21 protein-coding genes are annotated in these 24,789 nt (G+C 73.9%); 9 read left to right on the forward strand and 12 right to left on the reverse strand.

The genetic code is table 11. The features are described from left to right. Positions 1 to 2: 2 nt before the first annotated feature. The 4 genes from Sru01_RS17080 to Sru01_RS17095 all read right to left on the reverse strand — a co-directional run bounded on the left by Sru01_RS17080 (position 3) and on the right by Sru01_RS17095 (position 5,324). Positions 3 to 371, reverse strand: a complete 369-nt coding sequence (locus Sru01_RS17080; RefSeq protein ID WP_203986029.1) for a hypothetical protein — start codon at positions 369 to 371, stop codon at positions 3 to 5. Between the two features lie 266 nt (positions 372 to 637). Next, on the reverse strand, positions 638 to 2,341 hold the full coding sequence (locus tag Sru01_RS17085) for an RNA polymerase sigma factor (RefSeq protein ID WP_203986032.1): 1,704 nt from the start codon (positions 2,339 to 2,341) through the stop codon (positions 638 to 640). Between the two features lie 295 nt (positions 2,342 to 2,636). Then, the gene (locus tag Sru01_RS17090) at positions 2,637 to 4,427 is read right to left on the reverse strand and encodes a substrate-binding and VWA domain-containing protein (protein ID WP_203986035.1); all 1,791 of its coding nucleotides are present in this window, start codon (positions 4,425 to 4,427) and stop codon (positions 2,637 to 2,639) included. 255 nt (positions 4,428 to 4,682) lie between these two features. After that, positions 4,683 to 5,324, reverse strand: coding sequence for a cation diffusion facilitator family transporter (locus tag Sru01_RS17095; protein WP_203986053.1), 642 nt, complete (start codon positions 5,322 to 5,324; stop codon positions 4,683 to 4,685). A 350-nt stretch (positions 5,325 to 5,674) separates the two neighbouring features. On the opposite strand from Sru01_RS17095, the gene Sru01_RS17100 reads away from it, so the two are divergent. Together Sru01_RS17100 and Sru01_RS17105 are read left to right on the forward strand one after the other, a co-directional pair. Further along, a complete protein-coding gene (locus Sru01_RS17100; RefSeq protein WP_203986056.1) occupies positions 5,675 to 6,631 on the forward strand; it encodes a DUF4184 family protein in 957 nt (318 codons plus the stop codon). After that, positions 6,624 to 7,454, forward strand: coding sequence for a TrmH family RNA methyltransferase (locus Sru01_RS17105; RefSeq protein ID WP_203986059.1), 831 nt, complete (start codon positions 6,624 to 6,626; stop codon positions 7,452 to 7,454). Before Sru01_RS17100 ends, Sru01_RS17105 begins: the two co-directional genes overlap by 8 nt. Before the next feature lie 202 nt (positions 7,455 to 7,656). Here the strand turns inward: Sru01_RS17105 and Sru01_RS17110 are convergent, their stop codons facing one another. Both Sru01_RS17110 and Sru01_RS17115 read right to left on the reverse strand, forming a co-directional pair. Further along, positions 7,657 to 8,031, reverse strand: a complete 375-nt coding sequence (locus Sru01_RS17110; protein WP_203986071.1) for a VOC family protein — start codon at positions 8,029 to 8,031, stop codon at positions 7,657 to 7,659. 58 nt (positions 8,032 to 8,089) lie between these two features. Further along, positions 8,090 to 9,091 (reverse strand): sigma-70 family RNA polymerase sigma factor, encoded by a 1,002-nt coding sequence (locus Sru01_RS17115; protein ID WP_203986074.1) that lies wholly within the window; start codon positions 9,089 to 9,091, stop codon positions 8,090 to 8,092. A 133-nt stretch (positions 9,092 to 9,224) separates the two neighbouring features. On the opposite strand from Sru01_RS17115, the gene Sru01_RS17120 reads away from it, so the two are divergent. The 3 genes from Sru01_RS17120 to Sru01_RS17130 all read left to right on the forward strand — a co-directional run bounded on the left by Sru01_RS17120 (position 9,225) and on the right by Sru01_RS17130 (position 11,652). Then, a complete protein-coding gene (locus Sru01_RS17120) occupies positions 9,225 to 9,848 on the forward strand; it encodes a maleylpyruvate isomerase family mycothiol-dependent enzyme (RefSeq protein ID WP_203986077.1) in 624 nt (207 codons plus the stop codon). A 137-nt stretch (positions 9,849 to 9,985) separates the two neighbouring features. Then, positions 9,986 to 11,107, forward strand: coding sequence for an XRE family transcriptional regulator (locus Sru01_RS17125; RefSeq protein WP_203986081.1), 1,122 nt, complete (start codon positions 9,986 to 9,988; stop codon positions 11,105 to 11,107). A 17-nt stretch (positions 11,108 to 11,124) separates the two neighbouring features. Then, positions 11,125 to 11,652 carry a PIN domain-containing protein gene (locus Sru01_RS17130; protein ID WP_239137500.1) on the forward strand — a complete coding sequence of 176 codons (528 nt, stop codon included), beginning with the start codon at positions 11,125 to 11,127 and terminating at the stop codon, positions 11,650 to 11,652. 184 nt (positions 11,653 to 11,836) lie between these two features. Here Sru01_RS17130 and Sru01_RS17135 read toward each other — a convergent pair whose 3' ends face one another. Together Sru01_RS17135 and Sru01_RS17140 are read right to left on the reverse strand one after the other, a co-directional pair. Further along, positions 11,837 to 12,772 carry a D-alanyl-D-alanine carboxypeptidase family protein gene (locus tag Sru01_RS17135; protein WP_203986085.1) on the reverse strand — a complete coding sequence of 312 codons (936 nt, stop codon included), beginning with the start codon at positions 12,770 to 12,772 and terminating at the stop codon, positions 11,837 to 11,839. 202 nt (positions 12,773 to 12,974) lie between these two features. Beyond that, positions 12,975 to 13,640 carry a lytic polysaccharide monooxygenase auxiliary activity family 9 protein gene (locus Sru01_RS17140; RefSeq protein WP_203986088.1) on the reverse strand — a complete coding sequence of 222 codons (666 nt, stop codon included), beginning with the start codon at positions 13,638 to 13,640 and terminating at the stop codon, positions 12,975 to 12,977. A 322-nt stretch (positions 13,641 to 13,962) separates the two neighbouring features. On the opposite strand from Sru01_RS17140, the gene Sru01_RS17145 reads away from it, so the two are divergent. Beyond that, positions 13,963 to 14,502, forward strand: coding sequence for a hypothetical protein (locus tag Sru01_RS17145; protein ID WP_203986091.1), 540 nt, complete (start codon positions 13,963 to 13,965; stop codon positions 14,500 to 14,502). Positions 14,503 to 14,516: 14 nt separating this feature from the next. Here Sru01_RS17145 and Sru01_RS17150 read toward each other — a convergent pair whose 3' ends face one another. From Sru01_RS17150 to Sru01_RS36245, 3 genes are all read right to left on the reverse strand, one after another. Next, complete coding sequence (locus Sru01_RS17150; RefSeq protein WP_203986095.1) at positions 14,517 to 17,882, reverse strand: ATP-binding protein; 3,366 nt, start codon at positions 17,880 to 17,882, stop codon at positions 14,517 to 14,519. A gap of 245 nt (positions 17,883 to 18,127) precedes the next feature. Next, positions 18,128 to 19,189: a lysylphosphatidylglycerol synthase domain-containing protein gene (locus Sru01_RS17155; protein ID WP_203986110.1), complete on the reverse strand. Its 1,062-nt coding sequence runs from the start codon at positions 19,187 to 19,189 to the stop codon at positions 18,128 to 18,130. Between the two features lie 70 nt (positions 19,190 to 19,259). Continuing rightward, a complete protein-coding gene (locus Sru01_RS36245; RefSeq protein WP_275412180.1) occupies positions 19,260 to 20,081 on the reverse strand; it encodes a PIG-L deacetylase family protein in 822 nt (273 codons plus the stop codon). A 161-nt stretch (positions 20,082 to 20,242) separates the two neighbouring features. Here Sru01_RS36245 and Sru01_RS17165 point away from each other — a divergent pair, with 161 nt between their 5' ends. Further along, a complete protein-coding gene (locus Sru01_RS17165; RefSeq protein WP_239137501.1) occupies positions 20,243 to 21,433 on the forward strand; it encodes a glycosyltransferase family 4 protein in 1,191 nt (396 codons plus the stop codon). Between the two features lie 332 nt (positions 21,434 to 21,765). Here Sru01_RS17165 and Sru01_RS17170 read toward each other — a convergent pair whose 3' ends face one another. Further along, complete coding sequence (locus Sru01_RS17170) at positions 21,766 to 22,323, reverse strand: Pycsar system effector family protein (protein ID WP_203986116.1); 558 nt, start codon at positions 22,321 to 22,323, stop codon at positions 21,766 to 21,768. A gap of 244 nt (positions 22,324 to 22,567) precedes the next feature. Between Sru01_RS17170 and Sru01_RS17175 the strand changes: the two genes are divergently transcribed. Beyond that, positions 22,568 to 23,986 (forward strand): ATP-binding protein, encoded by a 1,419-nt coding sequence (locus Sru01_RS17175; RefSeq protein WP_203986119.1) that lies wholly within the window; start codon positions 22,568 to 22,570, stop codon positions 23,984 to 23,986. 114 nt (positions 23,987 to 24,100) lie between these two features. Further along, positions 24,101 to 24,697: a hypothetical protein gene (locus Sru01_RS17180; protein ID WP_203986122.1), complete on the forward strand. Its 597-nt coding sequence runs from the start codon at positions 24,101 to 24,103 to the stop codon at positions 24,695 to 24,697. The last annotated feature ends 92 nt before the right edge of the window (positions 24,698 to 24,789 follow it).

Genomic DNA, 24,789 nt, shown 5'->3' on the forward strand with positions numbered 1-24,789 from the left:
CTTCACCTTGACCCGGCCCCCTGTTCGGTGTGCGTACTGCTTCCCCGGTACAGCGTCCGAAGGACCCACATGAAGCCACCGAGCACCGCCACGGTGGCCACCCCGGCCCGTGGCGACCATGCGCCGAACAGGAGCATGGCCTCCGCCAGCAACACGTTCAACGTGAGACTCGCCGCGGCGGCCACGGTCAGGGCGGCCAGCGGGTCACGGTCCCGCAACATCCCGGCGACGGCGGCGCCGGGCACCACCAGCAGGAACAGCGGCGTCAGGATCACGCGCGCCGGGGTCTGGACGTCCGCCAGCGCGATGACCGCGCCCGCGGCACAGGCGAGCGCCAGCACCCACCCGAGCACCGTCCTCTTGCTACGCATCTCTCCCGGCTCCGCTGGTCAAGGCCTGTCCAAGGCGTGGTTGATCGCTGCTCTCATGGGACCAACCACGAGAGGCGATCGTCAATGCCGACGCCCTGACCCGGCCACCGGTTTACAGCGGCCAGGGCAAGAACCGTTGGACGCACGGCCACACCCTCCACACCAAGAACCGGTCTTCCCGTGCTCAATGGGACGCCGGTGACAGGTGCGATATCCAAAGTTACCCCCTGATCACAGTAAGCGTGCAGTCGGCACGCCATCGTCCGTCACTCGTTATTTGAGTGTTCGGAGGGCGCAGGGGTTGCGGATTGGGAAGGATTGTCGGGATTTTGAGGATTTTCGGGTTCGTCGGTCGGCGGCTCGGACACCGGCGGCTGCCGCGCCGGCCACGACACCCGGCAGGCCGATCCGCCGGTGGCGCCGGACCGCAGGGTGACGACGCCGCCGCCGGCGGCGCCGGTGTCCGGCGCCGTCACCACCAGCCGGGCCCGGGCGTCCGGCGCCAGCACCCCGCGCGCGGGCACGACCGCCAGGCCACCCGTGGCGGTGGCGGTCCACGACACCGTCCCGTGCCGCGCCGAGACCAAAATCACAGCGGTGTCCTCCTCCTCGCCGATGTCCGGCGGGCAGGAGACGACCAGCCGGGCCGGCGGGGACGCGGAGCCGGTGGGGCCCGGGGGGCGGCGGGACGGCGTCCGGGACGGTGCGGCGAGGGCGCCCCCGGTCGGCGCGGCGGCCGCCGGGGCGCCGGTCGGCGAGGTGCGGGCCGGTGCCGGGGTGCTCGCGGTGACCGCGCTGGTGGGGCCGGTGTCGCCGGTCGGTGCGGGCCCGTACCGGATCTGCAGCTCGCCGGGGGTGCGGCTCGGGAACCGCAGGGCCTGGGGGCCGTGCGAGCCGAGGTCCTGGCCGGTGGCGACCAGCATGGTGCCGGTGGCCACCAGGACGCAGGCGGCCGCGGCGAGGACGGGGGTGGCCCGGCGCGCCGCCCGGCGGCCCGCCCCGGCACCGTGCCGGCCCGGGCGCCGGTCGCCGGCGTGCGCGCCGACGAAGGTCACCGTGGTCGCGGGCGCCCCGGCCGGCGCGCCGGCCCGGCCCCGGGACGAGGCACGGGACGCGGCGGGGGACGCGGCTGGAGATGAGGCCCGGGCGCCGGCGCCGGCCCGCGCCGCGGCGGCGCGGGCGCGGCGGGCGGGGACCGGGAAGCCGTCCCGGTCGAAGACGCCGGACGCGGCGATGGCGGCGCGTTCGGCCGCTTGCCCGGCGGCGCCGCAGGTGGTGGCGACCCGCCGGCGTAAGGACAGCGGCGGGAACGCGACCGGCACCCCGGCCAGCAGCCCGTCGGCCGACACCCGGCGGCGGCGCCCGTCGGCGCACTCGCGGCAGCCGGAGATGTGCCGTACCAGCCGCCGGCGCAGCGGCTGGGGGAGCGGCCCCTCGATCGAGTCGAGCAGCGCCGACAGGTCGGGGCAGTGCGCCCGGCCGGTCCGGGCGAGGACCACCGCCGCGGCCGCGATCTCCAGGTGGTCGCGGGCCCGGGCGACCCGGCCGCCGGCCTGGCGGGACGACAGGCCGAGCACCGCGCCGAGGTCGGCGGGGGTGAGGCCGTGGCGAACCGCCAGCAGCAGCGCCTCGCGGTCCCGGTCGGCCAGCTCCGCCAGCGCCTCGCGGATCACGGCGGTCAGCTCAGGATCGTCGGCGTCGTCGTCGTACTCCTCCGGCGGCCGGTCCCCGGCGCCGCGGGACGGCGCGCACCGGGAACGCGTCAGCGCGTACAGCCAGGCGCGCAGCCGGGCGGGCTCGCGCAGCACCTCCGCGCGGCCGTGGGCCAGCACCATCGCGTCGTGCACGGCGTCGGCGGCGGCGTCGGTGTCGTGGAGCAGCGAGCATGCGTAGTCGTTGAGACGGTCGGCGTACGCGTCGTACAGCAGGTCCACGGCGCGGTCGTCCGCCCGGCGCAGGGCGTCCGCCAATCGTTGATCGTCGGCACGGCCGGCGCTCGGCCATCCGGACAGCAATCTTCCTCCCCGCAGGACGGGAACCTGACAATTCGGTCGAGCGTTCTCGCGAGAATTTCCCTGCCCGCGCCAGGCCCACACGCGTAGGACGCCCGGATCAGCGCGCGGGTTCACTGGGATTTGACCGATATTAAAAGGTTATGACCTGGGGAAACAGTGTCTCATGTGATCAAAGAAACGGCTGTGACTTGACCGGTGTGGTGAAACCGTTTCCCCGGCCCGGGAGACCGGACCGGGGGCGGCGCGGCCGTCACTGGGCGGCGGCGTTGCAGTTCGGCGCGCACAGCCGCCGGGAGATGCTCTCCAGGAAGATCTTGCGGATCTCCAGCGCGTTGTTGGCGAAGAACGCCTCGCCCTGGGTGGCCTTGGCGATCGCCCGCATCTGCCGGCGTCCGGCCGCGTCGTCGGCGCCCAGCGCCACGATGATGATGCTGATCGGCTGGTTCTCGTCGTACTCGTCGCGCAGCTTGCGCAGGATCTGCGCGTTGGTGATGCCGCCTTCCGGGTCGTCGTTGCCGACGCCGTCGGTGAACACCAGCAGCGTGTTGATCTTGTCCGCCGCGTACTCGGCCTTCATCTTGTCGTAGGCGGCGGCCAGCGTGTCGTTCAGGCCGGTGTCCCCGGTGGGCTTGGCCCGGATCTTGTCCAGCGTCCGCAGCAGGGCCTCCCGGCGGGTCACCCCGCCCACCTTGCCGCCGAGCGGCCCGATCGGCACGCCCTCGCGGTAGTCGACGCCCTTGCCGTTCAGGTTGGTGGAGAACGCCCAGGTGCCGATCTCGGTCTTGTCCGGGAACAGCTTGAGCCCCTCGATGGCGGTCTGGGCGATCAGCCGCATCCGGTCGCCGGGGGCGCCCACCGCGGGCAGCGCCATGGTGCCGGAGATGTCGAGCAGGGCGAGCAGCCGCACGCCGAGCTTGAGCCGGGACCAGGCCTGCGACATCTTGGCGACGGTGGCCGCGTCCGGGATCTTCATCGCCTCCGGCGCCGCCGGCTCCAGGCCGTTGGCCTTGCTGATCGCGTTCCCGCCCTTGCCGTCGGGGGTGCGGAAGCCGTACTGGCGGACGGTCTTCTTGGCCGCCGCGCCGGACAGCGCGCTCACGAACCCCTTGGCGGCGTCCCGGGTGGCCTGGTCCCTGGCGGTGACGACCACCGGATAGTCCAGGCTGATGGTGCCCTCCGCCGGGTACATCGCGACCACCTGGCCGGGCCGGCCCTTGGCGTTGTAGGACCAGATGCTCTGCTCGGACGCCACGCCGATCGGCGCGCGAGAGGACTGCTTGGCCATCGTGGCGAACATGTCGGCCGGGCTGCTCACCGCGCTCTCCGACAGCTGCCGCAGCGTGCCGACCAGCTGCTCGTCGCCGGAGCCGGCGGCGCGCAGCACCCCGGCCCCGGCCAGCAGGGCGCTGAGCCCGGCCGCGTTCAGCGTCGGATCCAGTGCCAGCACCCGGATGCTCTTGCCGAGCCCGTCCGGCGCGGCGGCGTTGGCGGCGGTCATCATGCCGCTCCAGCTCGGCTCGCCGAACGCGCCGCGCAGCTTCTCCACCACCTGCTTGGGCGCGGCGAGCACGACCGGGGAGCTGGCCACGTTGCCGGCCGGCTGCGGGGCGCCGTCGCCGGCCGCCCCGCGCAGCTTGGCGACCCACAGGCTGGAGTCGGGGATCCACACGTCGCCGTCGAACCCGCCGCTGGTCGCGCCGGTGCCGGCGATCGCGTTGGTGACATCGGCCGGCTCGCCCTCCTTGACCGTCACCGTGACGCAAGAGGCCCCGGAACCGGGCCCGCCGAGCCCGGCCGCGATCTTGCTGATGGCGGGGCGGATCTCCGGGGCGGCCACCACCTTCAGCGCGGTCCGGCCGTTCCCGCACGGCTCGTCGCGGCTCACGATCACGTAGGCCGCCACGCCGAGCAGTACGGCGAGCGCCACGGCGCCCGCGAGCGGCACCAGGACCTTGCCGCGTCCCGCGCGGCGACGGCCGGCCGGCTCGTGGTAAGGGGTGTAGCCGCCGTCAGGGTCGTCAGTGCGATGACGTCCGCCCACGATGTCCTCTTAAAGATCGACCTTTTGGGAACTGTTGGCGCGCTTCCCGGCACCATATAGGTAGATCCCGGGTAATGCCTACGGAACCATAGCGTCACCGCTTATGCCGTCAAAACCGATCTTTTGCTGCGGTAATGGCAGTGGAGGCGCCGTTCCGGCGGCGATTCCCTGGACCGCCGGTCGATCGATCTTGGAATTGCCGGGTCCGGCGGTCATGGACTGGGCGACCATCCCGTCCGGCCCGCCCGGCACCGGTCAGTGGCCGCAGCCGTGGCCCCGCCAGGCGCGCGACCCCTCGCGCACCGCCACCGCCGCCAGCACCAGCGCCACCGCCGGATCGAGCCACCACCAGCCGATCGTGGTCGCGGTCAGCCCGGCCAGCACCCCGGCGGCCATCCCCGCGCACAGCAGGTTCTGCGTGCCCTCGCCTGCGGTGGCCGCCGAGCCGAGCCGGGCGCCCAGTCGGCGCTTGGCCAGCCCGAGCAGCGGCATGCTGACCAGGCTGATCACGGTGACCGCCACGCCGAGCACCGTGGGGACCGCCCGCTCGCCGGCCCGCAGGTCATAGCCGACGTGCAGCACCAGATAGGGGGCCAGCAGCCAGAAGCTCACCGCGACGGCGAGCCTGGCCCGCCGCTCGGCGCTCGCCGATCGCAGCCGGCTGCCGGTGAAGCGCCAGACGACGATCAAACTGGCCAGCGCCTCGGCCAGCGACGACCAGCCCCAGCCGATCAGCGCCACCGAGTGCGCCGACACCCCGGCCAGCAGCCCGAGAGAACTCTCGGCGGCCAGCCAGGCCAGCGTCACCAGCGACAGCATGCGGGCGAGCCGCGCGTCGCGCAGCCAGGACGCGGGTGCGGCGGCCGGGCACGCCTCCGTATGCTGGTCCGGCACCATCGCCCCCGATCACCCGCTCTCCGCCTCCGGTGGCGCTGAGTAGCGTACCCGTAACCCGGTGTGGCGCATCCGGGTTCGGGTAAAGCCGTGCACCGGCGCGGCGGCGGGACCGGCCCGACGCCGCCCCGGCGGGCCGGCACCGGGCCTTCCGGGGGCGGCCGGACCGGCCCGCAGGACCGAAACCTTCGCGGACCGGCCGGCCGGCCGGACCGGACCAGGCCGTTCCGGGTCGACGGGGTCGGCCGGGGCGACCGGACCGGCCCGGTGCCGGCCGCGCCGGCCGCGCCGACCTCACGCGGACCCGACGCCCACCTGACGCCGACCCGACGCCGACCCGACAAGGACCGCACGTGCCCTTCACCCCGAGCCACGTCGCCGCGGTGATCCCGCTCATCCTCCCGGCCCGGGCCCGGCGGGTGCTCGACCCGTGGGCGCTCGCCGTGGGGGCCATGGTCCCCGACCTGCCGATGTTCCTGCCCTACCTGGACGACTACGCCGGCTGGCACTCGCCGCGGGGCGTGGTCACCAAGGACGTGGCCGCGACCGTCGTGCTGCTGGCGCTCTTCCAGTTCGTCTTCCGCCAGCCGCTCACCGCGCTGCTGCCCGAGCGGCTCGCCCGCCGGGTCGCCGCGCTGCCCGGCCCCGGCTGGCGCCGGTTCCCCACGGTGCTGCTCGGCGCCGCCGCCGGGGCGGCGACCCACGTGCTGTGGGACTCCTTCACTCACGACTGGGGCACCGCCTTCTGGAGCGTCCCGCTACTGTCGGCCCCGATCGCGGGCGGGGTGACCGGTTACCAGGTGCTGCAGTACGCCTCCTCGGCGGCCGGGCTGGCCGCGGTCGCCTGGTGGCTGGCCACCTGGCTGCGCACCCCGGGCAGCGGGTCGCTCCCGGCCGGACGGCCGGCGGCGTCCGAACCTCCCTGCCCACCGCCCCGGCGGGCCGGCGCACCGCCCGCGGCCGCTCCGTCCGCCCCTGCGCCGTCCGGGACCGGCCCGTCGGGATCCGGCCCGTCCGCACCTGTGCCGTCCAGGGCCGGCCCGTCGGGGTCGGCTTCGTCCGGGTCCGCGGCGTCGGGGGCCGCGCCGTCCGGGTCCTCGGTCCGGCGGGCGGTGCCGGTGGCCGCGGTGGTGGCCGGACTGGTGGCGGCGCCGCTGTGGCCGCTGGTGCACCCGCCCGGTCCCGCGTCCGGCTGGGGCGGGCTGCTCGCCCGGGGTGGGGCCGGCCTGGTGATCGGCTGCTGCGCGGTGCTCACCCTGTACGCCGGCGCCTGGTGGCTGCGGCGGGCCATACGCTGGAAGCGTGCCTGAGATCATCCCGGTGGACGACCCCGCCGATCCCCGGCTGGCCGACTACGTGCGGCTGCGCGAGGTGGAGCTGCGCAAGAGCCTGGAGGCCGAGCGCGGCCTGTTCATCGCCGAGGGCGAGAAGGTCATCCACCGTGCGGTGGCCGCCGGCCATCCGGTCCGGTCGGTGCTGACCACCCGCCGGTGGCTGCCGGGGCTGGCCGGTGTCATCGGCGAGGCCCGCGTCTACCTGGTCGACGACGAGGTGATGGCCGGCGTCGCGGGGTTCGCCGTGCACCGGGGCGCGCTGGCGTCCATGGCCCGGCTCGCCACGCCGCCGGTGGAAGCCCTGCTGGCCGGCCCGGCCCGCCGGGTGCTGGTGCTGGAGGACCTGGTCGACCACGGCAACGTGGGGGCGATCTTCCGGTGCGCCGCCGCGCTCGGCGTGGACGCGGTGATCCTCTCGCCGCGGTGCGCCGACCCGCTCTACCGCCGGTCGGTGAAGGTCTCCATGGGCGCGGTGTTCGCCGTCCCGTACGCCCGGATGGCCGACTGGCACGGCGGGGTGGCCGCGATCCGCGTCGCCGGGTTCCGCACCCTGGCGCTGACGCCGGACCAGGCCGCCACCCCGATCGACCGGGCGGAGATGGGCGACCGGGTCGCGCTGCTGCTCGGCGCGGAGGGCGACGGGCTGTCCTCCCGCTGGCTGCGGATGGCCGACGAGCCGGTGTGCGTCCCGATGAGCCCGGCGGCGATGGCCGCCGGCGTCGACTCCCTCAACGTGGTCGCCGCCGCCGCCATCGCCTGCCACGGCCTGATGCGCGCCCACCCGGCGCAAGCGCGCTGACGACACCCCGCGCGCCAACCGCGCCGGCCTGCCTCTCCGACTCCGGCCTGTCCGGCCCCGGCCTGCCTATCGGACGCCGCCCGTCCGGCCCCGGGCCCTCTGGCCCCCGGGCGCCCTCTGGCCGGGACACCATCCGGCTTCGGGACACCGGCGGGCTCCGACCGGCCTGCCGGTTCCGGTGTACCGCCCGGTCGGGCCCGGGTCACCGGCCGGCGCTCGCACCGATCGTCTGGGTGAGGTTGAGCTTGTTCCCGTCCGGGTCGTGGATGTGGGCGACCCGCTCGCCCCACGGCATGTCGTTCGGCGGGCCGAGGACGTTGCCGCCGGCCGCCTCGACCTGGTCCAGCAGGGCGTCGACGTCGTCGACCCGCACGCTCAGCACGAACCGTTGCGGTGCCGACAGGTCGGCGTCGTTGTTCACCAGGCCGAGCTCGGAGTCGCCCACCCGCAGCATCACGAAGAAGACCGGGCCCTCCTCGGGGAAGCGGCTCTCCGCCACCGCGCCGAACATCCGCTGGTAGAACGCCTGCAGCCGGTCCACGTCCGAAGTGACGATGATCGGTTGGATGGTGGCCATGTCCGCTCCTTCGAGTTCGCCGTGCCTTTCCTCGTGATACGCGCCGGCGGCGAGGAACTCATCGGTCCGCCGGAACCGGGTCCGCCCGCCGGGCGGAGACGTCCGGCATGCCGAAGAGGGAGATCAGCCGGTCGGCGTCCAGGTAGTTGGTGATGCCGTGCACCAGCCCGCCGGACACGTCGAGCAGCACGAGCGCGAAGGGGACGTGGCCGCCGTCCGGGCCGGGCCTGGTCTGCCAGAACGCCGGCGAGCCGTTGGCCGCCACCGGGACCAGCCGGGCGCCCGCGCAGGACGAGTCCGGGGCCGACAGCACCTGCCGGATGCGATCCCGGCCGCGGATCCACCAGGTGAACGGCGGCATCGTCATCATGGCGTCCTCGTGCAGCAGCGCGACGAGTGCGGCCACGTCGTGCCGCTCGAAGGCATCGCAGTACCGGCCGAGCAGCTCGCGCTGGGCGGGGTCGGCCGGCCGCAACGGCTCGCCGGGCATGCCGCCGATCGACTCCATCGTCGCCCGCGCCCGCTGCGACGCGCTGTTCACCGACGCGACGGTGGTGTCCAGCAGGGCGGCCACCTCGGCCGCGGTCCACCGCAGCACGTCCCGCAGGATCAGCACCGCCCGCTGCCGGGGCGGCAGGTGCTGCAGCGCGGCGACGAACGCCAGCCGGACCGTCTCCCGCTGGACGGCCAGCTCCGCCGGGTCACCGGCCACCGGCAGCACCAGCGCGTCCGGCACCGGCTGGACCCAGGTGCCCTCCGCCGCCGGCCGGCCGATGTCCGGCCCGGCAACCGCCGCCGGGCCGAGATCGACGGCCACCGCCCGGCGCTGCGCGCTGCGCAGCATGTCCAGGCAGATGTTGGTGGCGATGCGGTAGAGCCAGGCGCGCAGCGGGCCCCGCCGCTCGTCGAAGCGGTCGAAGGACCGCCAGGCGCGCAGCAGCGTCTCCTGCACCGCGTCCTCGGCCTCGAAGCCGGAGCCGAGCATCCGGTAGCAGAACCCGGTCAGCTCACCCCGGAACGGCTCCAGCCGGGCATCCGCCCCGGTCAGCACGTCGGTCATCCCCCGACCTTATGCGCCGCCACCGACACCTTCTTAATGAGACCGATGACTTTCCGGGCCGGCCGCAGTACTCGTTTCGACAGGCACCGCGCGGACCTGTGAGCCGCGATGCGAACGGACAGGAGCCCAGGACATGACCGACGCCCGGATTCGGGAGGCCGTGGCGGCCGAACGCCGCGAGCAGGCCGAACTGCTCGCCACGCTGCGGCCGGAGCAGTGGGACGCCCCTACCTTGTGCGAGGGCTGGCGGGTGCGGGAGGTCATCGCGCACACCACGATGCCCTACCGGACCTCCGTCCGGCGCACGCTGCTGGATCTGGTGAAGGCGCGGGGGAACTTCAACCGGATGGCCGACCGGGCCGCGCGCCGCGACGCCGCCCGCCTGCCGGCCGAGCGGCTGATCGCCGCGCTGCGCGACAACGCCGAACACCCCTGGACGCCGCCCGGCGGCGGCCCGGCGGGCGCGCTGTCGCATGACGTCATCCACGGCCTCGACATCACCGTCGGCCTGGGGCTCGACCGCCTGGTCCCGCCCGAGCGGGTCGTTATGGTGCTGGCCGGGCTGCGGCCGAGGAACGTCGCCTTCTTCGGCACCGACCTCACCGGCGTCGAGCTGCGGGCCACCGACCTGGACTGGTCCTACGGCACCGGAACCCCGCTGCACGGCCTCGCCCAGGATCTCCTGCTCGCCATCTGCGGCCGCCGCCTCCCCCCGGACCGCCTGAAAGGCGACCCCGCCCCCCGCTTCACCCGATGACCTCCGACCCGATACGGGTCGGACGCTTCGACGCCGGTGTGGTGCCCCACCACCGCACCGCGTCGCCCCGCTAGGAGACTGCACCGAACACCAGCATGTGCGTGCCTCTGGCCTCCATGTGTGCGAAAATCGTACACATGGCTGAGGTCGATGATAAGACGCTTGGTGTCAGAGTCCGAGAGGCGCGTGAGCGGGCCGGCTTGAAGCAGGGCGAGCTCGCCCGGCTCGTGGGCCTTGAGCGAACAGCGGTGAACAAGATCGAAAGTGGCATCCGCAAGGTCAGCGCCCTTGAGCTGTCGGACATCGCGGCGTCTTTGGGCGTGACCATGTCCTCGTTCTTCTCGGAGCCGATTCCAGCACTGGTCTCTCATCGCTCTGGTCAGGGTCTGGACACGGTCGACTCGAAGATCGACAGGCTGTTGGCGGGTATCGCTGCCGACGTCGAGTTCGTTGCCGAACTGGCCCCTGAGGAACTCGCGCTGCCTGGAAATGGAGTTGCGCCATCTCCTCCTCCCAGAACTTCATCGGACGCCGACGCTCTCGCCGTCACCGCGCGGGCCATGCTCGGCCTCGCCGATGCGGAGCCCGTGCGCGACCTGGTCGGGAAGGCTGCCGCGATCGGTCTCTTGATCTTCTCCGTGGATCTGGGAGTGGATACGGCCGATGCTGGGACGATCTTGCTCCGTCGTGGTGGGGTGAGTCTGGTGAACAGCCACAACAAGGTGGGACGCCGCCGCCTCGCGGCGGCTCATGAGTTGGGTCACTACCTGATCGCTGACGAGTACACCGTCGACTGGAGAGTCGCTGACCGGCAGGGCGGCGACATTGAGACCCGCCTGGACCGGTTTGCGCGGGTGTTGCTGCTGCCCGAGGGTGGCCTGCGGGCGGCATGGACCGAGTATGGGGCGCGTGAACTCCGTGAAGTGGCTGTGCTGCTTGCCAGCAGATTTCGGGTCGACATGGCGACGCTCGCCAGAAGGCTGGAAGAGCTGGATCTCGTGGATGGGGAAGGCGCGGCGCTGATCCGCGGTGTCACTACCACTCGCGCTGATATCGTGGAATTCGGATTGATCGTGTCGGTCGACCTTGAAGGAACGAGTCTGCCCGTTTCGTACCAGAAGGCGATCCTGCGCGCTTTTCGCGACGAACGGATCAGTCAGGAACGCGCGCTGGAACTGCTCCGCGGCACCTTTACCGAATGCGACCTACCCCCGCGTCGTAAGCGTAGGGTAGACGAGATCTGGAAGTTCGTATCGTGACGCCATCGTCAGACGCATTGGTCTTCGACACCGGTCCGCTGCGGCACTTCGCTGTGAATGGATGGCTGGGCGTTCTGAAGTTCCTTGCCGGTGACCGTTCCGTCATCGTCCCGGAGAGCGTCGAACACGAGCTCAGGAACCAGGTGCACGATCACCCTGCCCTGCACCAGGTCCTCGATGCCGGCTGGATCGGCGTTGACCGCAGCAATGACATGAGCTTCCTGATGGCGTTTGCGACCTACGAGCAGCGATTGGTCGCCAATGGACGGAACCGCGGTGAATGCGGCGTGCTCGCTCTTGGAAAGACCCGAGATTTCGAGATCGTGGTTGATGACAGCGTTCCCCGGGCTATCGCCGAAGAGGAAGGCATCCGGGTCACGGCCACTCTCCCGCTGCTCTGCAGTGCGATCCGAGAAGGGCAACTGACTCTGCCCATGGTGGAGGCGCTTGCCGACGATCTTATTTCTGGCAAGTATTTCCTTCCCTTCGGTCCCGGTGGTTTCAGGCGATGGGCGCAGGAGCAAGGGCTTATCGAATATGAATGAGACGGCCATCTTGGAGTCGTAGGCGACGACTCGGGCATGAATGATTTTCCCTTTGGGCTCGCAGTTGTGGGGACGATCGTGCCCGGCGACGCCCGGGCTCAGGGTTTGGGCGGTCCGACAGGTCGCTGCCGGGTTCGAGCGAGTTCGAACTCTCGACTACGGCTGCCGCCTCCGGAAGGGCACGTCAGGGGGTGGTGAGGGCGGGGAGGGTGAGGAGGGTGCGGGCGGTGCGGTAGCGGGCGGCGTCGGTGCGCTCGCCGAGCAGCGCGCCGATGTAGGTGCGCCCGGCGTGCACCGCGGCGAACAGCAGGCAGAAGCCGGCGGCCCGGGTGTAGCCGGTCTTCAGGCCGACGGCCTCGCCGGGCACCAGCCGGTTGCTGTTGCGCCAGACGTGCGCGCGGTGCGCGGCCGTGCGGGTCATCGCGTACCGCTCGGTGCGGACGATCTGGGCGAGTGCCGGGTCGCGCAGCGCCTGCTGTGCGAGGGCGACCTGGTCGCGGGCGGTGGAGCGGCCCCCGCCGCCCGGGGACGGCATGCCGTCGGGGTTGGTGTACCGGGTGTCGCGCATGCCCAGGGCGGCGGCGGTGGTGTTCATCCGGGCGACGAACCGCTTCACCCCGGGGCCGTACCGGCGGGCGAGCGCCGCGGCCGCGTCGGCGCCGGACGGCAGCAGCAGGGCGTGCAGCAGGTCGCGCACGGTCAGGCGCTCGCCGGCCCGCAGGCCCGCGCGCATCGCGCCGCCGGAGGCCGCGTGCCGCACGTCGGCGGCGGAGATGGTCACCACGTCGTCCAGGCCGGCGGACCGGCGCACGACGTAGGCGGTCATGATCTTGGTGAGGCTGGCCACCGGCGCCCGGCGGGTCTCGCGGCGGGCGTAGAGCACGGTGCCGCCGGTGGCGTCGACCAGGTAGGCCTCGGTGGCGGTCACCTTCGGCGCCGGTACCGCGTGTGCCGGTGCCGCGTGTGCCGGTGCCGCGTGCGTCTGCGCCGGGTGAGCCCGCACCGCGTGGACGGGCACCGCGTGGACGGGCACCGCGTGAACCGGCACCGCGTGCGCGGGCGCCACCAGGCCGGTGAGGGCCAGCACCGCGGCCGGCAGGGTCACCGTGATCTTTCGCATGCGGACATCGTCCCATGCCCGCCATTGCGGATATGGGATAACAGGCGCCACATGAAGTACAGAATCCCCCCGAGCCGGATGAGCTGCTCATGGCGTTCGGCGTCGAGGGGGCCCGGCGGCCGGCGGGGTTCCGCCGTACACCGGAAGGGAGCGGGCCCCGCCGGAGCCGGATGAGACCGGCGGGGCCACGCGCTTGGTGGGGTCAGCCGACGAAGTTCACGTCACTGCAGAAGAAGAACGCCTGGTCGGTGTGCGAGGCCTGCCAGATCGTGAAGATCATGGCGCGGCCGCTGCGGCCGGAGGTGCTCAGGTTCATCGTGTAGCTCTGCGCCGGGCTGTACCGGCCGGTCTTGGTGAGCAGCTGCAGGTCGCCCCAGGTGAGGGCCTGCCGGGTGGGGTCGAATCCCGGCTTGGTCACGTACACCATCAGGTAGTCGGCGCCGTGCCGGGCCTCGTCGTTCATTGTGACGGTGAAGCTGTTGCGGATGTCGGTCGCCTTCCAGTCCCCGACGGTGTCCAGCGACTTGTAGTAGCCGTTGTCGGCCCGGCCGCCGCTGCACAGCTGGCCATTGGGGATCTTGTTCTGGAAGTCGCCGCCCAGGCCGTTGCGGTACAGGCTCATGTAGTTCCACATGGCGCTGGAGTTGTCCTGCCAGGCCTGCCAGCACATCGGGTCCTTCGTCGCCATCGTGCCGTCCCAGAAGTTCGACTGCCAGCGCTGCAGGCAGCTGTAGTTGCGGGAGGACGGGCCGACGACGGTGCCGTGCGCGTTGGCGGCGACGACGCCGGTGGCCAGGCACGTCACCGCGGCGGCGAACAGGACCGCGACGCGGGCGGCCCAGCGGCGAAGGGAGGGGGATGGGCGCATGGGGGTTCTCCGTTTCCAGGGGATCCGGGGCGTTGGCGCTGACAAACCGCCGGGGTCCGGGCCGGTGGATCGCCGCCGCGAGCGTAACCGACCCGCCGAGTCAGAAGCCCTCCACCGGGACGGTCAGCCCGGGGGCACATCGCGACCTCTACGCGCTGACCTGGACCTTCGTCGGCCGCCAGCCGCCGCGCCGGATGATGGTTGCTGAACCTTTCACCCCCCCCGCGGGCCCCCGGCGTGGGGGCGCGGCGGCTGCAAGTCGACGGCAAGTGGCGAGCAACCCCGGCGGCGTAAACCTGAGGGTGAGCCGAGAGGGGGAGGCATGGGAGCGGGACGTGGCCGGGAACCGGCGGGCGCGCTGGGGCCGATCGTGGGCGCCTGGCTGGCCACCGTCGTCAAGCTGGTGGTGGGCACCCTCGCCTTCGCCGGGGCGTACGCCGGGGTGGCCGGCGCGGGCGGCACGGCGAGCCTGCCGGCCGCCGGCGACGCCGGCCCGCGCACCGTGCTGCTGTCGACCCGCGCGCTGCCCGCCGAGAGCGACCAGGTGCCCGAGGCCGGCATGGTCACCGCCGCCCTCGCCACCCCGCCCGGCGCCTGCCCGCCCGCCTACCGCGCGCAGGGCGTGATCGACCCGGGCGCGGCCGGCGGCACCGCCGGCTACCGGTGGCGGCTGCGGCGCTGGGACCCGGGCGCGCGCGCCTGGCGGACCGTACTGGCCTCCGGCCGGGGCGGCTTCACCGGCACGGCTCGCGCCGTCGAGTGGCGCCCGGCCGTCACCACCGGCCCGGGACGTTACCGGGTCGAGCTCGCCGTCGCCGGCAAGGGCACCACCGCCGGCGAGGCCTTCACGGTGGCCTGCTGACCGCGGTGCGCCGTTCAGCCCGCCAGCGCGCCGCGGGCCGCCTCGACCCAGCGCGGCACCCCGACCCGCTCGGCCACCGCCAGCGCCCGCTCGTAGTGGGCCCGGGCGTCGCCCGGCTGGCCGAGCCGGGCGGCCAGGTCACCGAGCGTCTGCGCGACGGGCCACAGCGCCACCACCCCGGTGCCGGCGCCGGCGATCCGGTCGGCGAACGGGCCGAGCGTGGAGTAGGCGTCCTGCATCCGGCCGCGGTCGTCCAGCAGCATGCCGGCCAGCGCCCGCCAGGTCATGGCCAGCTCGTACAGGAAGTCCGGCCGGACCGGCGGGCGCGCGGCGGCCACCGCGCGGGCGTCCTTCACGTGCCCGGCGGAGGCGAGCGCGACCGCGTAGGCGTCCAGCGTCCACTTGGCGCCGCGCCGGTGCGCCTCCTCCAAGGGCTCCACCATCTCGGCCGCCCGGCCCGCCACCAGGCGCAGGCAGAAGGTGGTGATCAGCGGCAGGTCCTGGCGGCCCTCCAGCATGCCGGCCCGCGCGGTGACCCGGGCGGCGTCGCGGTAGGCCCGCTCGGCCGCGGCGTAGTCACCGGCGATCATCAGCCGCTGCCCGGCGTACCAGGCGCCCACCGCCGAGGGGGCCGGCAGGTCGTAGCGCCGGGCGAGCTGCTCGGCGGCGCCGACCCGGGCGTCGGCCTCGGCGAAGTCGCCGCGGGCCGCGGCGCACTCCATCAGCACCAGATGCGCCAGCGCCTGCACCGCGATCTGCCCCGAGGCGGCGCCCACCTCCAGCAGCTCGCGGCCGATCGCCTCCCGCTCGTCCACCACCGTGACGACGTACGACTGGCGCAGCCGGCCGCTGAGCGCGACCGCGAGCAGCGCCGGGTCGCCGCTCTGCCGGGCCAGCCGCTCGGCCTCCAGCGACGCCTCATACCCCCGCTCGGTGGCCGACCCCTCCAGCTCCAGAGCCAGCGTGGCCAGCAGGCTGGCCCGCAGCGACCGCTCCCCGGCGGGCAGCTCGACCAGCGCCCGCTCGGTGACGTCCACCACGTCCCACGCGGTGCGGGTGAGCTCGCGGGCCATGCCCTTGTGCGGCACGGCCAGCGAGGCGGCCAGCCGCGCGGTCAGCTCCAGGTCGCCGAGCGGCAGCGCCGCGTCCATCGCCTCCCGGCGGCGGGCCCGCGCCGCGGTCATGTCACCGCACAGCGCCAGCGCCTTGATCAGCCGGAGCTGCAGGCCGAGCCGCTCCTTGGGCGGGCCGCCCACCGGATGGGCGCGGTCGAACGCCGCGATGGCCCGCTCCCACAAAGTCGCCGCCTCGCGGTGCGCGAAGCGCCGCTCGGCCTGCTCGGCGGCCAGCCCGGCGTACCGGACCGCCTTGGCGGCGGTCTCCGCGGTGCCGGCCGCGTCGTAGTGGTGGGCGAGCGCGGCGACGTCGGACGGCGAGCGGCTCTCGATGACCGAGGCGACCGCGGCGTGCAGCCGGGAGCGGCGCAGCCGGGAGGCGTCGGAGTACAGCGTGTCGCGGACCAGGTCGTGGTCGAAGCGCAACCGGCCCGGACCCGGCTCGGTGACCAGCCCGGCGAGCAGGCCGGCCTCCACCGCGTCCACCACCGCGTCCTCGTCGCCCGAGACGTCGACGAGCACGTCGATGTCCACGTCCCGGCCGATCACCGCGGCCTGCAGCAGGATCTGCTGCGCGGTGGCGGGGAGCCGGGCGATGCGGCGGCGCAGCACGTCGCGCACGCCGGACGGCACCTCCGACAGCACCTCGGCGGCGCTGGCCCGCCCACCGGTGGCCTCCGCCTCCAGCAGCCGGACGGTCTCCCGGACGAAGAACGGGTTGCCCCCGGTGCGCTCGACGATCGTGCTCACCGCGTCCTCGTCGACCTCCCGGACGCAGGTCGCCCGGACCAGCTCGGCGACCGCGCCGTCGTCCAGCCCGGCCAGGCCGACCCGGACCGGGCCGAGGCGGGCCAGCGCCGCCAGCACCTCGGACTGCTCGTCGTTCAGCTCGCCGTCCCGGCAGGTCACCACCAGCAGCACCCGGCTGGTCGCCAGCAGGCTGGGCAGCGCGCGCAGCAGGGCGAGGGTCTGGTCGTCGGCCCAGTGCAGATCCTCCAGCACCAGCAGGACGGGGGCCCGCCGGGCGACGCCGGACAGGTAGCCGCCCACCGCCCGGTGCAGCCGGAACCCGCCCGACCCCTGGTCGTCGTCCGGCACCGGGGCGGTGTCGTCCAGCAGCGGCGCCAGCAGCGGGCCGTACTCGCCGGCCCCCCGCTCGGCGGTCAGCGTGCGCAGCATCTCGACCCAGGCCCAGCCGGGCGGGGTGGCGCTGCTGTCCGGGCAGCCCCCGGCCGCGGTGGTCCAGCCCTGGGTCGCCAGGTCCTCGCAGAGCCGGCGGACCAGCATCGTCTTGCCCGCGCCCGGGTCGCCGCCGACCACCGCCGCGGTGAACCGCCCGGCCAGCGCCCGCGGCGCCGCGCCGGTCAGCCGGGCCAGCTCGGCGTCCCGGCCGACGAACGGCTCCGGCGGCAGCGGCGGCGGGTCGCCCGGCCGGCCCTCCGGGCGCGGCGGCCAGGTCGCGGTCACCTCCGCGGCCCGCGGCCGGCGCGGCGGGGACGGCTGCAGGCCCGGGTCCTGGGAGAGGATGTCCGACTCCAGCCTGCGCAGCGCCGGGCCGGGGTCGATGCCGAGCTCGTCGGCCAGCATGGTGCGCGCCCGGCGCAGGGCGGCCAGCGCGTCGCCCTGCCGGCCGCAGCGGTACAGGCCGAGGGCCAGCAGCCGCCAGCCCTCCTCGCGCAGCGGATGCTCCCCGGTGAGCACCTCCAGGTCGGGCACCGTCTCGGCGTGCAGCCCGAGGCGCAGCCCGGTGTCGGCGTGCCGCTCCCGGGCCACCAGCCGCAGCTCGGCCAGCCGGCTCACCTCGGCCTCGGCCCACTGCTGCTCGGCGAACTCCGCGTACGGGGTGCCGCGCCACAGCGCGAGGGCGGTGTCCAGGTCGGTGCGCGCCGCGCCGGGGTCGTCGTTCTCCAGGTACCGGCCCGCCGCGCGGACCAGGGCCTCGAAGTGCGGCGCGTCCACCTGGCCGGGCGCGGTGCGCAGGGCGTACCCGGAGGCGACGGTGACCAGCAGCCGCCCCGGGCCGCCGCGCGGCCGCCCCGGCTCCAGCACCCGGCGCAGCCGGGAGATGTACACCTGCAGGCCGGACTGCGCGCCCCGGGCGCCGTCGTCGGTCCACAGATCGTGCAGCAGGGTGTCGACCGGGACGACCTGCCCGCGGGCGGCGAGCAGCCGGGCGAGCACCGCGCGCTGCCGTAACCCGCCGAGGTCGAGGTCGGCGTCGCCGTCACACGCCTCGACCGGGCCGAGCACCCGGAAGGTCACCATCAGGACCCCGGCAGGGGAGGCGACGGGCGGACGCCGTCCCTGATCGGTTCTCTGTCTCGCCTCACGGTGGCTGCTCCTTCGCAAGAACGGGCCCGCCGACCGCGACAGGATTTCGCCAAGGCCCGCCTTCCTGCTACGCGTACCGGGCGTCACGACTCGACCAGGGGTGTCACGAGGGTACCGGCCCTCCGGCCCCGGCGGGAAACGTGCCAGGTCGCCGGGCGGGGACCGTCCGCGCCGGCGGGTCAGGAGCGGGAGGCCGCCTCCGGGGAGGTGCGTTCACCGGACGGGCGGCGGCGCAGCAGGGACCACGCGCCGAGGGCCAGGCCGCCCCAGGGGATCTCGATGGTGTAGGTCCAGAAGCCGAACAGGATCGCCGCCGCCAGCGCCGGCCCCGCCGGCTGGCCGAACGCGATGAGCATCGCGGCCGTCCCGCCCTCCATGATCCCGGCACCGCTCGGGGTGACCAGGGCACTGGTCAGCACCCGGCTGACGGCGAAGACGGCCACGATCTCGGCCGGCCCCGGATAGCAGCCGGTGGCCACCGCGCAGGCCGCCATGATCAGGCACTGCAGGACCAGGAAGGCGATCATGCCGAGGGACAGGCCCGCCCACCGCCGGTGCACGATCTCGGCGGTGTCGGCGCGCAGCCGGTGGATCGCCTCCGACGCCCAGTGCTCGGGCCGGCGGATCCGGCGCGGCAGCAGGCCGAGCAGCCGGTCCAGGCCGCGGCCGAGCAGATCGGCCGCCCGCTCCCAGTACAGCGCGGCCGCCACCACGGCGACCAGCACCAGGATGGACACCGCCCCGGCCCAGGCCGCCCCGGTCACCCGGTCGTCGGGAATGCGGCCGGCGAGCAGCAGCGCGATCAGGCCCACCGCGGGCAGGATGAACCGGAAGAGCGTGTTCCAGATGCCGGTGACCAGTGTGTACACCACGACGGGCCGGGTGGCGAAGCCCCAGCCCTTGGTCATCCCGAAGGTGAGCGCGACGCCGGCGGCGCCGCCGAAGGGCAGCAGGTTGCTCACCGCGCTGCCCGCCGCGTTCAGGGTGAGCGCCTGCAGGCGGCCGAGGCCGGGCAGCGCCCCCGTCATCACGAACGTGTACGCCAGCAGGCTGGCCAGCCACAGCCCGGTCATCAGCAGGATCATCCCCGGGCTGAGCGCCCGGAACCGGGCGCCGATCTCCGCCCAGCCGACCTCGGCGCCGGTGAGGGCGCGCAGGATCTGCGGCAGGAACACCACCAGCAGCACCGCCAGAGCCAGCGACGCCACCGACAGGCACACCTGCGCCCACTTCCCCCGCATCCCCACCCCCTTAGAACTGCGGCGTCCGAACTCTACCGATTGGGGGGTTCGGGTGCGCGGGGGATTGGGGTCAGGCTTCGTCGGGGAGGTGGTCGAAGGGGTGGCGCAGGCGGGTGCCGGGGGGCAGGTCGCGGTGGACGTACCACTCGGTGCCGAAGACCTGGCGGTACAGCGGCCGGGGAATCTTCAGGAACGCGGCCAGGGTGCGGTCGCCGTCGCCGCCGGTGGCCTGGGTGGCGTGCGCCGCCATGCTGGCCCGCTTGGCCCGGGCGAACCGGCGGACGTCGACCCGGTGGGTGATGTCCTCGCCGGCGGTGTAGGCCCGCTCGAACGACCGCACGTCGAACTCGGGCGGAAACCGGTAGAACCGCCGGGCCAGCCGCAGCGCGCGCAGCAGCGGATCGCGGTTGACCGTGGCCTCCAGCAGGATCGGCGTGCCCGCGATCTCGGCCGCCCGGCGGCCCACCCGGTGGACCTGCACATGGTCGGGGTGGCCGTACCCGCCGGCCGGGTCGTAGCTGGTCAGCAGGTCGGCGGCCTCCTCCTTCAGCACCGCGGCCACCCGCTGGGCCGCCTCCTCGACATCGGCGTCGATGAAGGCGTCCGCCGGCCGGTCGTCGCCCGCCGTGCCGGCCTCACCGAGCCCGGAGTCGCCGTAGCCGAGCATGACGACCCGGGCGACGCCCAGCACGGCCGCCGAGGCGTACAGCTCGGCGGTGCGGGCCTCGGCGAGCTCGTCGCCGTGCGGTAGATCGGCCAGGCCGCGCTCGCCGGCGGTCGCCACGACCAGCACGACCCGGTGGCCCTGGGCCGCCAGCATCGCCATGGTGCCCGCCGTCAGCAGAGCCTCGTCGTCGGGGTGGGCGTGGAAGAACACCGCGGTACGTGCCACCACGCCATGATTCCACGGCCCGGACGCACCGGTCCCGGGCGCCTCCGATGCAGGCGTTCCCAGAAGCCGTCCCGAACGGTTCAAGAACGCCTCGCGGGGCGGCCGGACCGGCCGCCCGGGCCCGTTTGATGCGGGGTCACCGGCTCTGCCAGTCTGGCGGGGTGCGCATCCTCCACGTCAGTGACTGTTACCTTCCCCGGCTGGGCGGCATCGAGGTCCAGGTGGCCGATCTGGTGCGGTCACAGTCCGCGGCCGGCCACCAGGTGGAGGTGGCCACCGCCACCCCCGGCGGGCGGGTCGCCGGGGTGCACCGCATCGTCGCGCGGCTGCCCTTCGACCTGCCGGTCCATCCCAGGGGCGGGCGGCACCTGCTGCGGCTGATGGCCGCGCGGCGCCCGGACGTGGTGCACGTGCACACCGGGGCGGTCTCGCCGTTCGCGTGGATGGGGGTGCGTGCCGCGGTGCGCGCCGGGCTGCCGGTGGTGGTGACCGTGCACAGCATGTGGGATCCGGTGACGCGCCTGCTGTACCGGGTGCTGGACGCGGTGACCGGGTGGTCGCGCTGGCGGGTGGTGGCCACCGCGGTCAGCCACGCCGCGGCCGTGCCGGTCCGGGCGGTGACCCGCGAGCGGGTGCCGGTCGACGTGGTGTCGAACGGGCTGGACGTCTCGGCGTGGCGTCCGGTGGCCGGTGCGCCGCCGGCGGCGCGGCCGGAGGGACCGGGCGGGACGGAGGGGCCGGGCGGGGCAGCGGGGCCGGGCGAGCAGGTGCACATCGTGGCGGTGGGCCGGCTGGCCCCGCGCAAGCAGCCGGTCCGCTTGCTGCGGCTGCTGCTCGCGGCGCGTCGGCGGGTGCCGCGGCACATCGGCATGCGCGCCACGCTGGTGGGCGACGGCCCGGCGCGCGGCGCGATGGAGCGGTTCCTGCGCGCCAACCGGATGGAGGGATGGGTGTCGCTGCCGGGGCGCTACTCGCGGGAGCGGATCCGCGAGGTGCTGGACTCGGCCGACGTGTTCGTGGCGCCGGCGCCTCGCGAGTCGTTCGGCATCGCGGCGCTGGAGGCGCGCGCGGCCGGGGTGCCGGTGGTGGCGCGCACGCAGAGCGGCGTCGCCGACTTCGTCCGGCCCGGCGAGGAAGGGCTGCTCGGCCGCACGTTCGACGAGCTGGTCGCGGCCGTGGCGCGGCTGGCGACCGACCGCGCGCTGCGCGAGCGGGTCGCCCGGCACAACCGGGACACCGAGCCGGCCCGGTGCGCCTGGCCGGCGGTGCTGGACGGGTTCGACCGGGCCTACCGGCTGGCCGCGGCCAGGGTGGCCCCGGCCGTCCGGGTGGCGCGGGATCGGAAGGGCTGAAGGACTAGAACGGAAGGACCCGGCCGGTAGGGGTGCGCAGGTCCAGCGGGCTGGGGCGGCGCGGCGGGCGGGGCCGCTGCGTGGTGAGGATCCGTTTCATGGCCTTCTCCTTCGGTACGCGCGCACACTTCCCTCGTCACTCGTCGGCGGTCAGGTCTCGTCCTCGGGGGCAGCGCCGCCTCCCGCGGGCCGGGTGACCATGGTCACCTTCTTGGCCTGATGTTTACCCACTCTTCGGGCTCCGCAGACGCTCACCGTGCCAGTTTCTCCGATCTTGTTCTGGTGGCTGAACCCCTAGCGCTCCCCTCACCGGCGGACGCCCGAGCGCCGGCTCAGCCCGCCAGCCGGTCCAGTACGACGGCGCCCACGCCGGCGACGACCCCCGCCACCAGCAGCCAGAATCCCCACCGGATCAGCCGGAACTTGCGGGCGACGATGTGGCTCACCCGGAGCAACTGGTCGCAGGCGCGGTGCAGCTCGGACCCGGCCGGAGCGGCGAGCGCGGCGGCCAGCGCCTGCGGCGAGCCGAACCGCAGCGCGTCCCCGTAGTAGCCGATCGCCGAGGCGGCGCCGCCACCCGGCCGTCCCCGCCGGGGGTAGACGGCGCCGGACAGGCAGCCCAGCGAGGCCAGCGCGGCGGCGAGCCCCGCCCACCACAGCCACTCGACCTGGTCGGCCAGCGCGAACGGGGACCAGCTTTGCGCGATCAGCCCGCCGGCGACCGCGCCGAGCCCGACCCCGGCCACGCCGAGCAGCACCTGCGCCTTGGCGTCCGCCCGGCCGACCTCTTCGCGGGTCTCGGCGAGCAGCCGGACGGCGTGCGCGAGCGCCGCCGCCTCGCGGCGGGCCGCCGCCGGCTCGGCCGGTGCTCTACCTGAACGACGGAACACGCACCCTCCCGGGGGACACCGCCGCGCGGGGCCCTGTCACCCCCGCGCTCCCGCGGGGAGCATGCCACGCCCGCCTCCCGCCCGTACAGGAAGAACGACGCATTGGAGCGGGTGATCGGCCGGGAGTGGTTACGAACGCAGCGCTGTAAGGATCACCAGCATAGTATGATCGCGTCTTACTAAGAATTTTTCTTAGTAAGACGCGATCATACTATGGGGGCCAGGGATGAGATTCGCCGGTCGCATGGCCGACCTCGAACTGCTCCACGGGCAGCTGGACGCCGTCACGCGCGGTACCGGGACGACGCGCGGTCGTGCTCTGATCATGACGGGGCGCCGCCGGGTCGGTAAATCGCGGCTCGTCCAGGAGTTCTGTGATCGTGCAGGCGTGCCCTACATCTACTTCCAGGCCACCAAGAACCGCCCGCCCGCGGCGGAACGCCGCGAGCTGGCCGAAGCTCTCACCTGCTCAGAGATGCCTCAACGTGAACTGGTCACGGCGACCGATCCCGGTGACTGGAATCATGCCCTGCGTTCGGTCGCGGTCGCGGCGGGCGACCGCACGCCTTGTGTCGTCGTTCTCGACGAAGTGCCCTGGCTGATCGAACAGGACCGAGGATTCGAGGGAGCGCTTCAGACGGTGTGGGACAGGCACCTGTCCTCTCGCCCAGTGCTGTTGATCTTGGTGGGCAGCGATTTGTCGATCATGGAGTCCTTGCAGGCCTACGACCGTCCGTTCTTCGGCCGGGCCTCTCGGATGACGGTCCGGCCGCTGGAACTCCCCGATGTCGCTCAGATGACCGGCCTGGGTGCGGCGGAGGCGATCGACGCGCTGCTCATCACCGGCGGTCTTCCCGAAATCGTGCAATCCTGGGCGCCCGGCATGAGCCGGGTCGATTTCCTGCGGGCCGGGCTTGGTAATCCGCTCTCGCCGTTGTTGATGGCCGGAGAACTGTCGCTGCTCGGCGAGTTCCCGGAAGCGACCCACACTCGAGCGGTGCTGGAGGCCGTCGGATCTGGCGAACGGACATTCAGCACGATCGCCGGCCGGGTCGGCGGAGCCGCACCGTTGCACTCGGGCACCCTCGCCCCCATCCTTGCCAACCTCGTGGCCAAGCGGGTCGTCAGCGTCGATCTCCCGCTGTCCACCCTGCCGGACAACAAGAACAAGCGGTATCGCGTCGCCGACCCCTACCTTCGGTTCTGGCTCGCGTTCCTCCAGCGAGCCGTGGCCGAGAGCGAGCGCGGCCGTCCTGACGTGGCCCTGCGGCGTATCGAGCGATCGTGGAGCGCCTGGCGCGGCAGAGCCGTGGAACCGGTCGTCCGGGAACGACTGGAGCGATTGCTGCCGGACGATGCCTGGCCGGACGCCGAGCACGTCGGCGGCTGGTGGAACCGGCAGAACAATCCTGAGATCGATCTGGTGGCGGCCGATCGGGTGCCGGTGGCGGGCCGGATCCAGTTCGTCGGCTCCATCAAGTGGCTCGACGCGCGTCCCTTCGACCGGCATGACTACGACGAACTCGTCCGGGGGGCGGCCGCCGTCCCCGGGTGGGTGCCCGACACGCCGGTGGTCGCGGTCTCCCGGGCCGGCGTCGAAGCGGGACTTCCCCTCGCCGCGAGTTGGGGCCCGGCGGAGCTGCTGACGGCGCGGGGTGGGTGAGGCGGGGCGGCGCGGTCACCCGGCTGGGGGAGCGGAACCGCTCCGCCGGGGGAGGAGGGGCGGCGCCGGAGGGCGCAGGGTGGGGGGTCGTCCGTTCCTCCAGGAAGGTGTGCCATGCCGAGAACGTCGCGTCCCGCCGCCGGGTCGCCGCCTCCGCCGCGCTGGGCGGTGCTGGCGGCGCACGCGGTGCCGCTGTGCGTGCTGCCCTCGAGCCTGTGGCGGCTCGGCGTGCTGCTCGCCGGCCCGGACGGCTGGTACCACACCCAGCAGCAGGATCTCGAAGCGGTCCTGTACATGGTGGCGCTCAGCGTGGTGTCCGAAGGGTTCGCCCTGCTCACTTTGGGGCTGGTCCGCCCGTGGGGTGAGGTGGTGCCCGGCTGGGTGCCGCTGCTCGGCGGGCGGCGGATCCCGACCGCGGCCGCCGTGGTGCCCGCCGCCCTGGGCGCCACCGCGATCTACGGGTTGTACGCGTGGATGCCGTTGAACGCCTACGTGTTCCAGGTGCGGTTCGAGCCGACGTTCGGCCCGGCGGACGGCCCGCCCTTCCCCGAGTCGGGCCCGGAGTTCTGGCTGGCCGTGGTGTGCTACCTGCCGTTGCTGGCTTGGGCGCCGCTGCTCACCGCGGTCACCGTCGCCTACTACCGCCGCCGCACCGGACGCGTCGCGCGATCCGGCCGGCGGACCGCCGGACTCTCCACGTACGGGACATGACCCCCGTCATCGGACGGCAGGGGTGTCACCCGCCTTGGTCAACGCCATTCCCCCCAATGGTGATCCGATCCGCCGGATCCCCGATGAAGCCC

It is taken from the genome of Sphaerisporangium rufum (assembly GCF_016863395.1).
Taxonomy (GTDB): domain Bacteria; phylum Actinomycetota; class Actinomycetes; order Streptosporangiales; family Streptosporangiaceae; genus Sphaerisporangium; species Sphaerisporangium rufum.

Excerpts from the sequence above, each read along its gene's own strand:
- Sru01_RS17080 (WP_203986029.1), bottom strand. The coding sequence starts at position 371 with ATGCGTAGCAAGAGGACGGTGCTCGGGTGGGTGCTGGCGCTCGCCTGT.
- Sru01_RS17095 (WP_203986053.1), bottom strand. The coding sequence starts at position 5,324 with ATGGTGCCGGACCAGCATACGGAGGCGTGCCCGGCCGCCGCACCCGCG.
- Sru01_RS17110 (WP_203986071.1), bottom strand. The coding sequence starts at position 8,031 with ATGGCCACCATCCAACCGATCATCGTCACTTCGGACGTGGACCGGCTG.
- Sru01_RS17115 (WP_203986074.1), bottom strand. The coding sequence starts at position 9,091 with ATGACCGACGTGCTGACCGGGGCGGATGCCCGGCTGGAGCCGTTCCGG.
- Sru01_RS17120 (WP_203986077.1), top strand. The coding sequence starts at position 9,225 with ATGACCGACGCCCGGATTCGGGAGGCCGTGGCGGCCGAACGCCGCGAG.
- Sru01_RS17125 (WP_203986081.1), top strand. The coding sequence starts at position 9,986 with ATGGCTGAGGTCGATGATAAGACGCTTGGTGTCAGAGTCCGAGAGGCG.
- Sru01_RS17135 (WP_203986085.1), bottom strand. The coding sequence starts at position 12,772 with ATGCGAAAGATCACGGTGACCCTGCCGGCCGCGGTGCTGGCCCTCACC.
- Sru01_RS17140 (WP_203986088.1), bottom strand. The coding sequence starts at position 13,640 with ATGCGCCCATCCCCCTCCCTTCGCCGCTGGGCCGCCCGCGTCGCGGTC.
- Sru01_RS17145 (WP_203986091.1), top strand. The coding sequence starts at position 13,963 with ATGGGAGCGGGACGTGGCCGGGAACCGGCGGGCGCGCTGGGGCCGATC.
- Sru01_RS17150 (WP_203986095.1), bottom strand. The coding sequence starts at position 17,882 with ATGGTGACCTTCCGGGTGCTCGGCCCGGTCGAGGCGTGTGACGGCGAC.
- Sru01_RS17155 (WP_203986110.1), bottom strand. The coding sequence starts at position 19,189 with ATGCGGGGGAAGTGGGCGCAGGTGTGCCTGTCGGTGGCGTCGCTGGCT.
- Sru01_RS17175 (WP_203986119.1), top strand. The coding sequence starts at position 22,568 with ATGGCCGACCTCGAACTGCTCCACGGGCAGCTGGACGCCGTCACGCGC.
- Sru01_RS17180 (WP_203986122.1), top strand. The coding sequence starts at position 24,101 with ATGCCGAGAACGTCGCGTCCCGCCGCCGGGTCGCCGCCTCCGCCGCGC.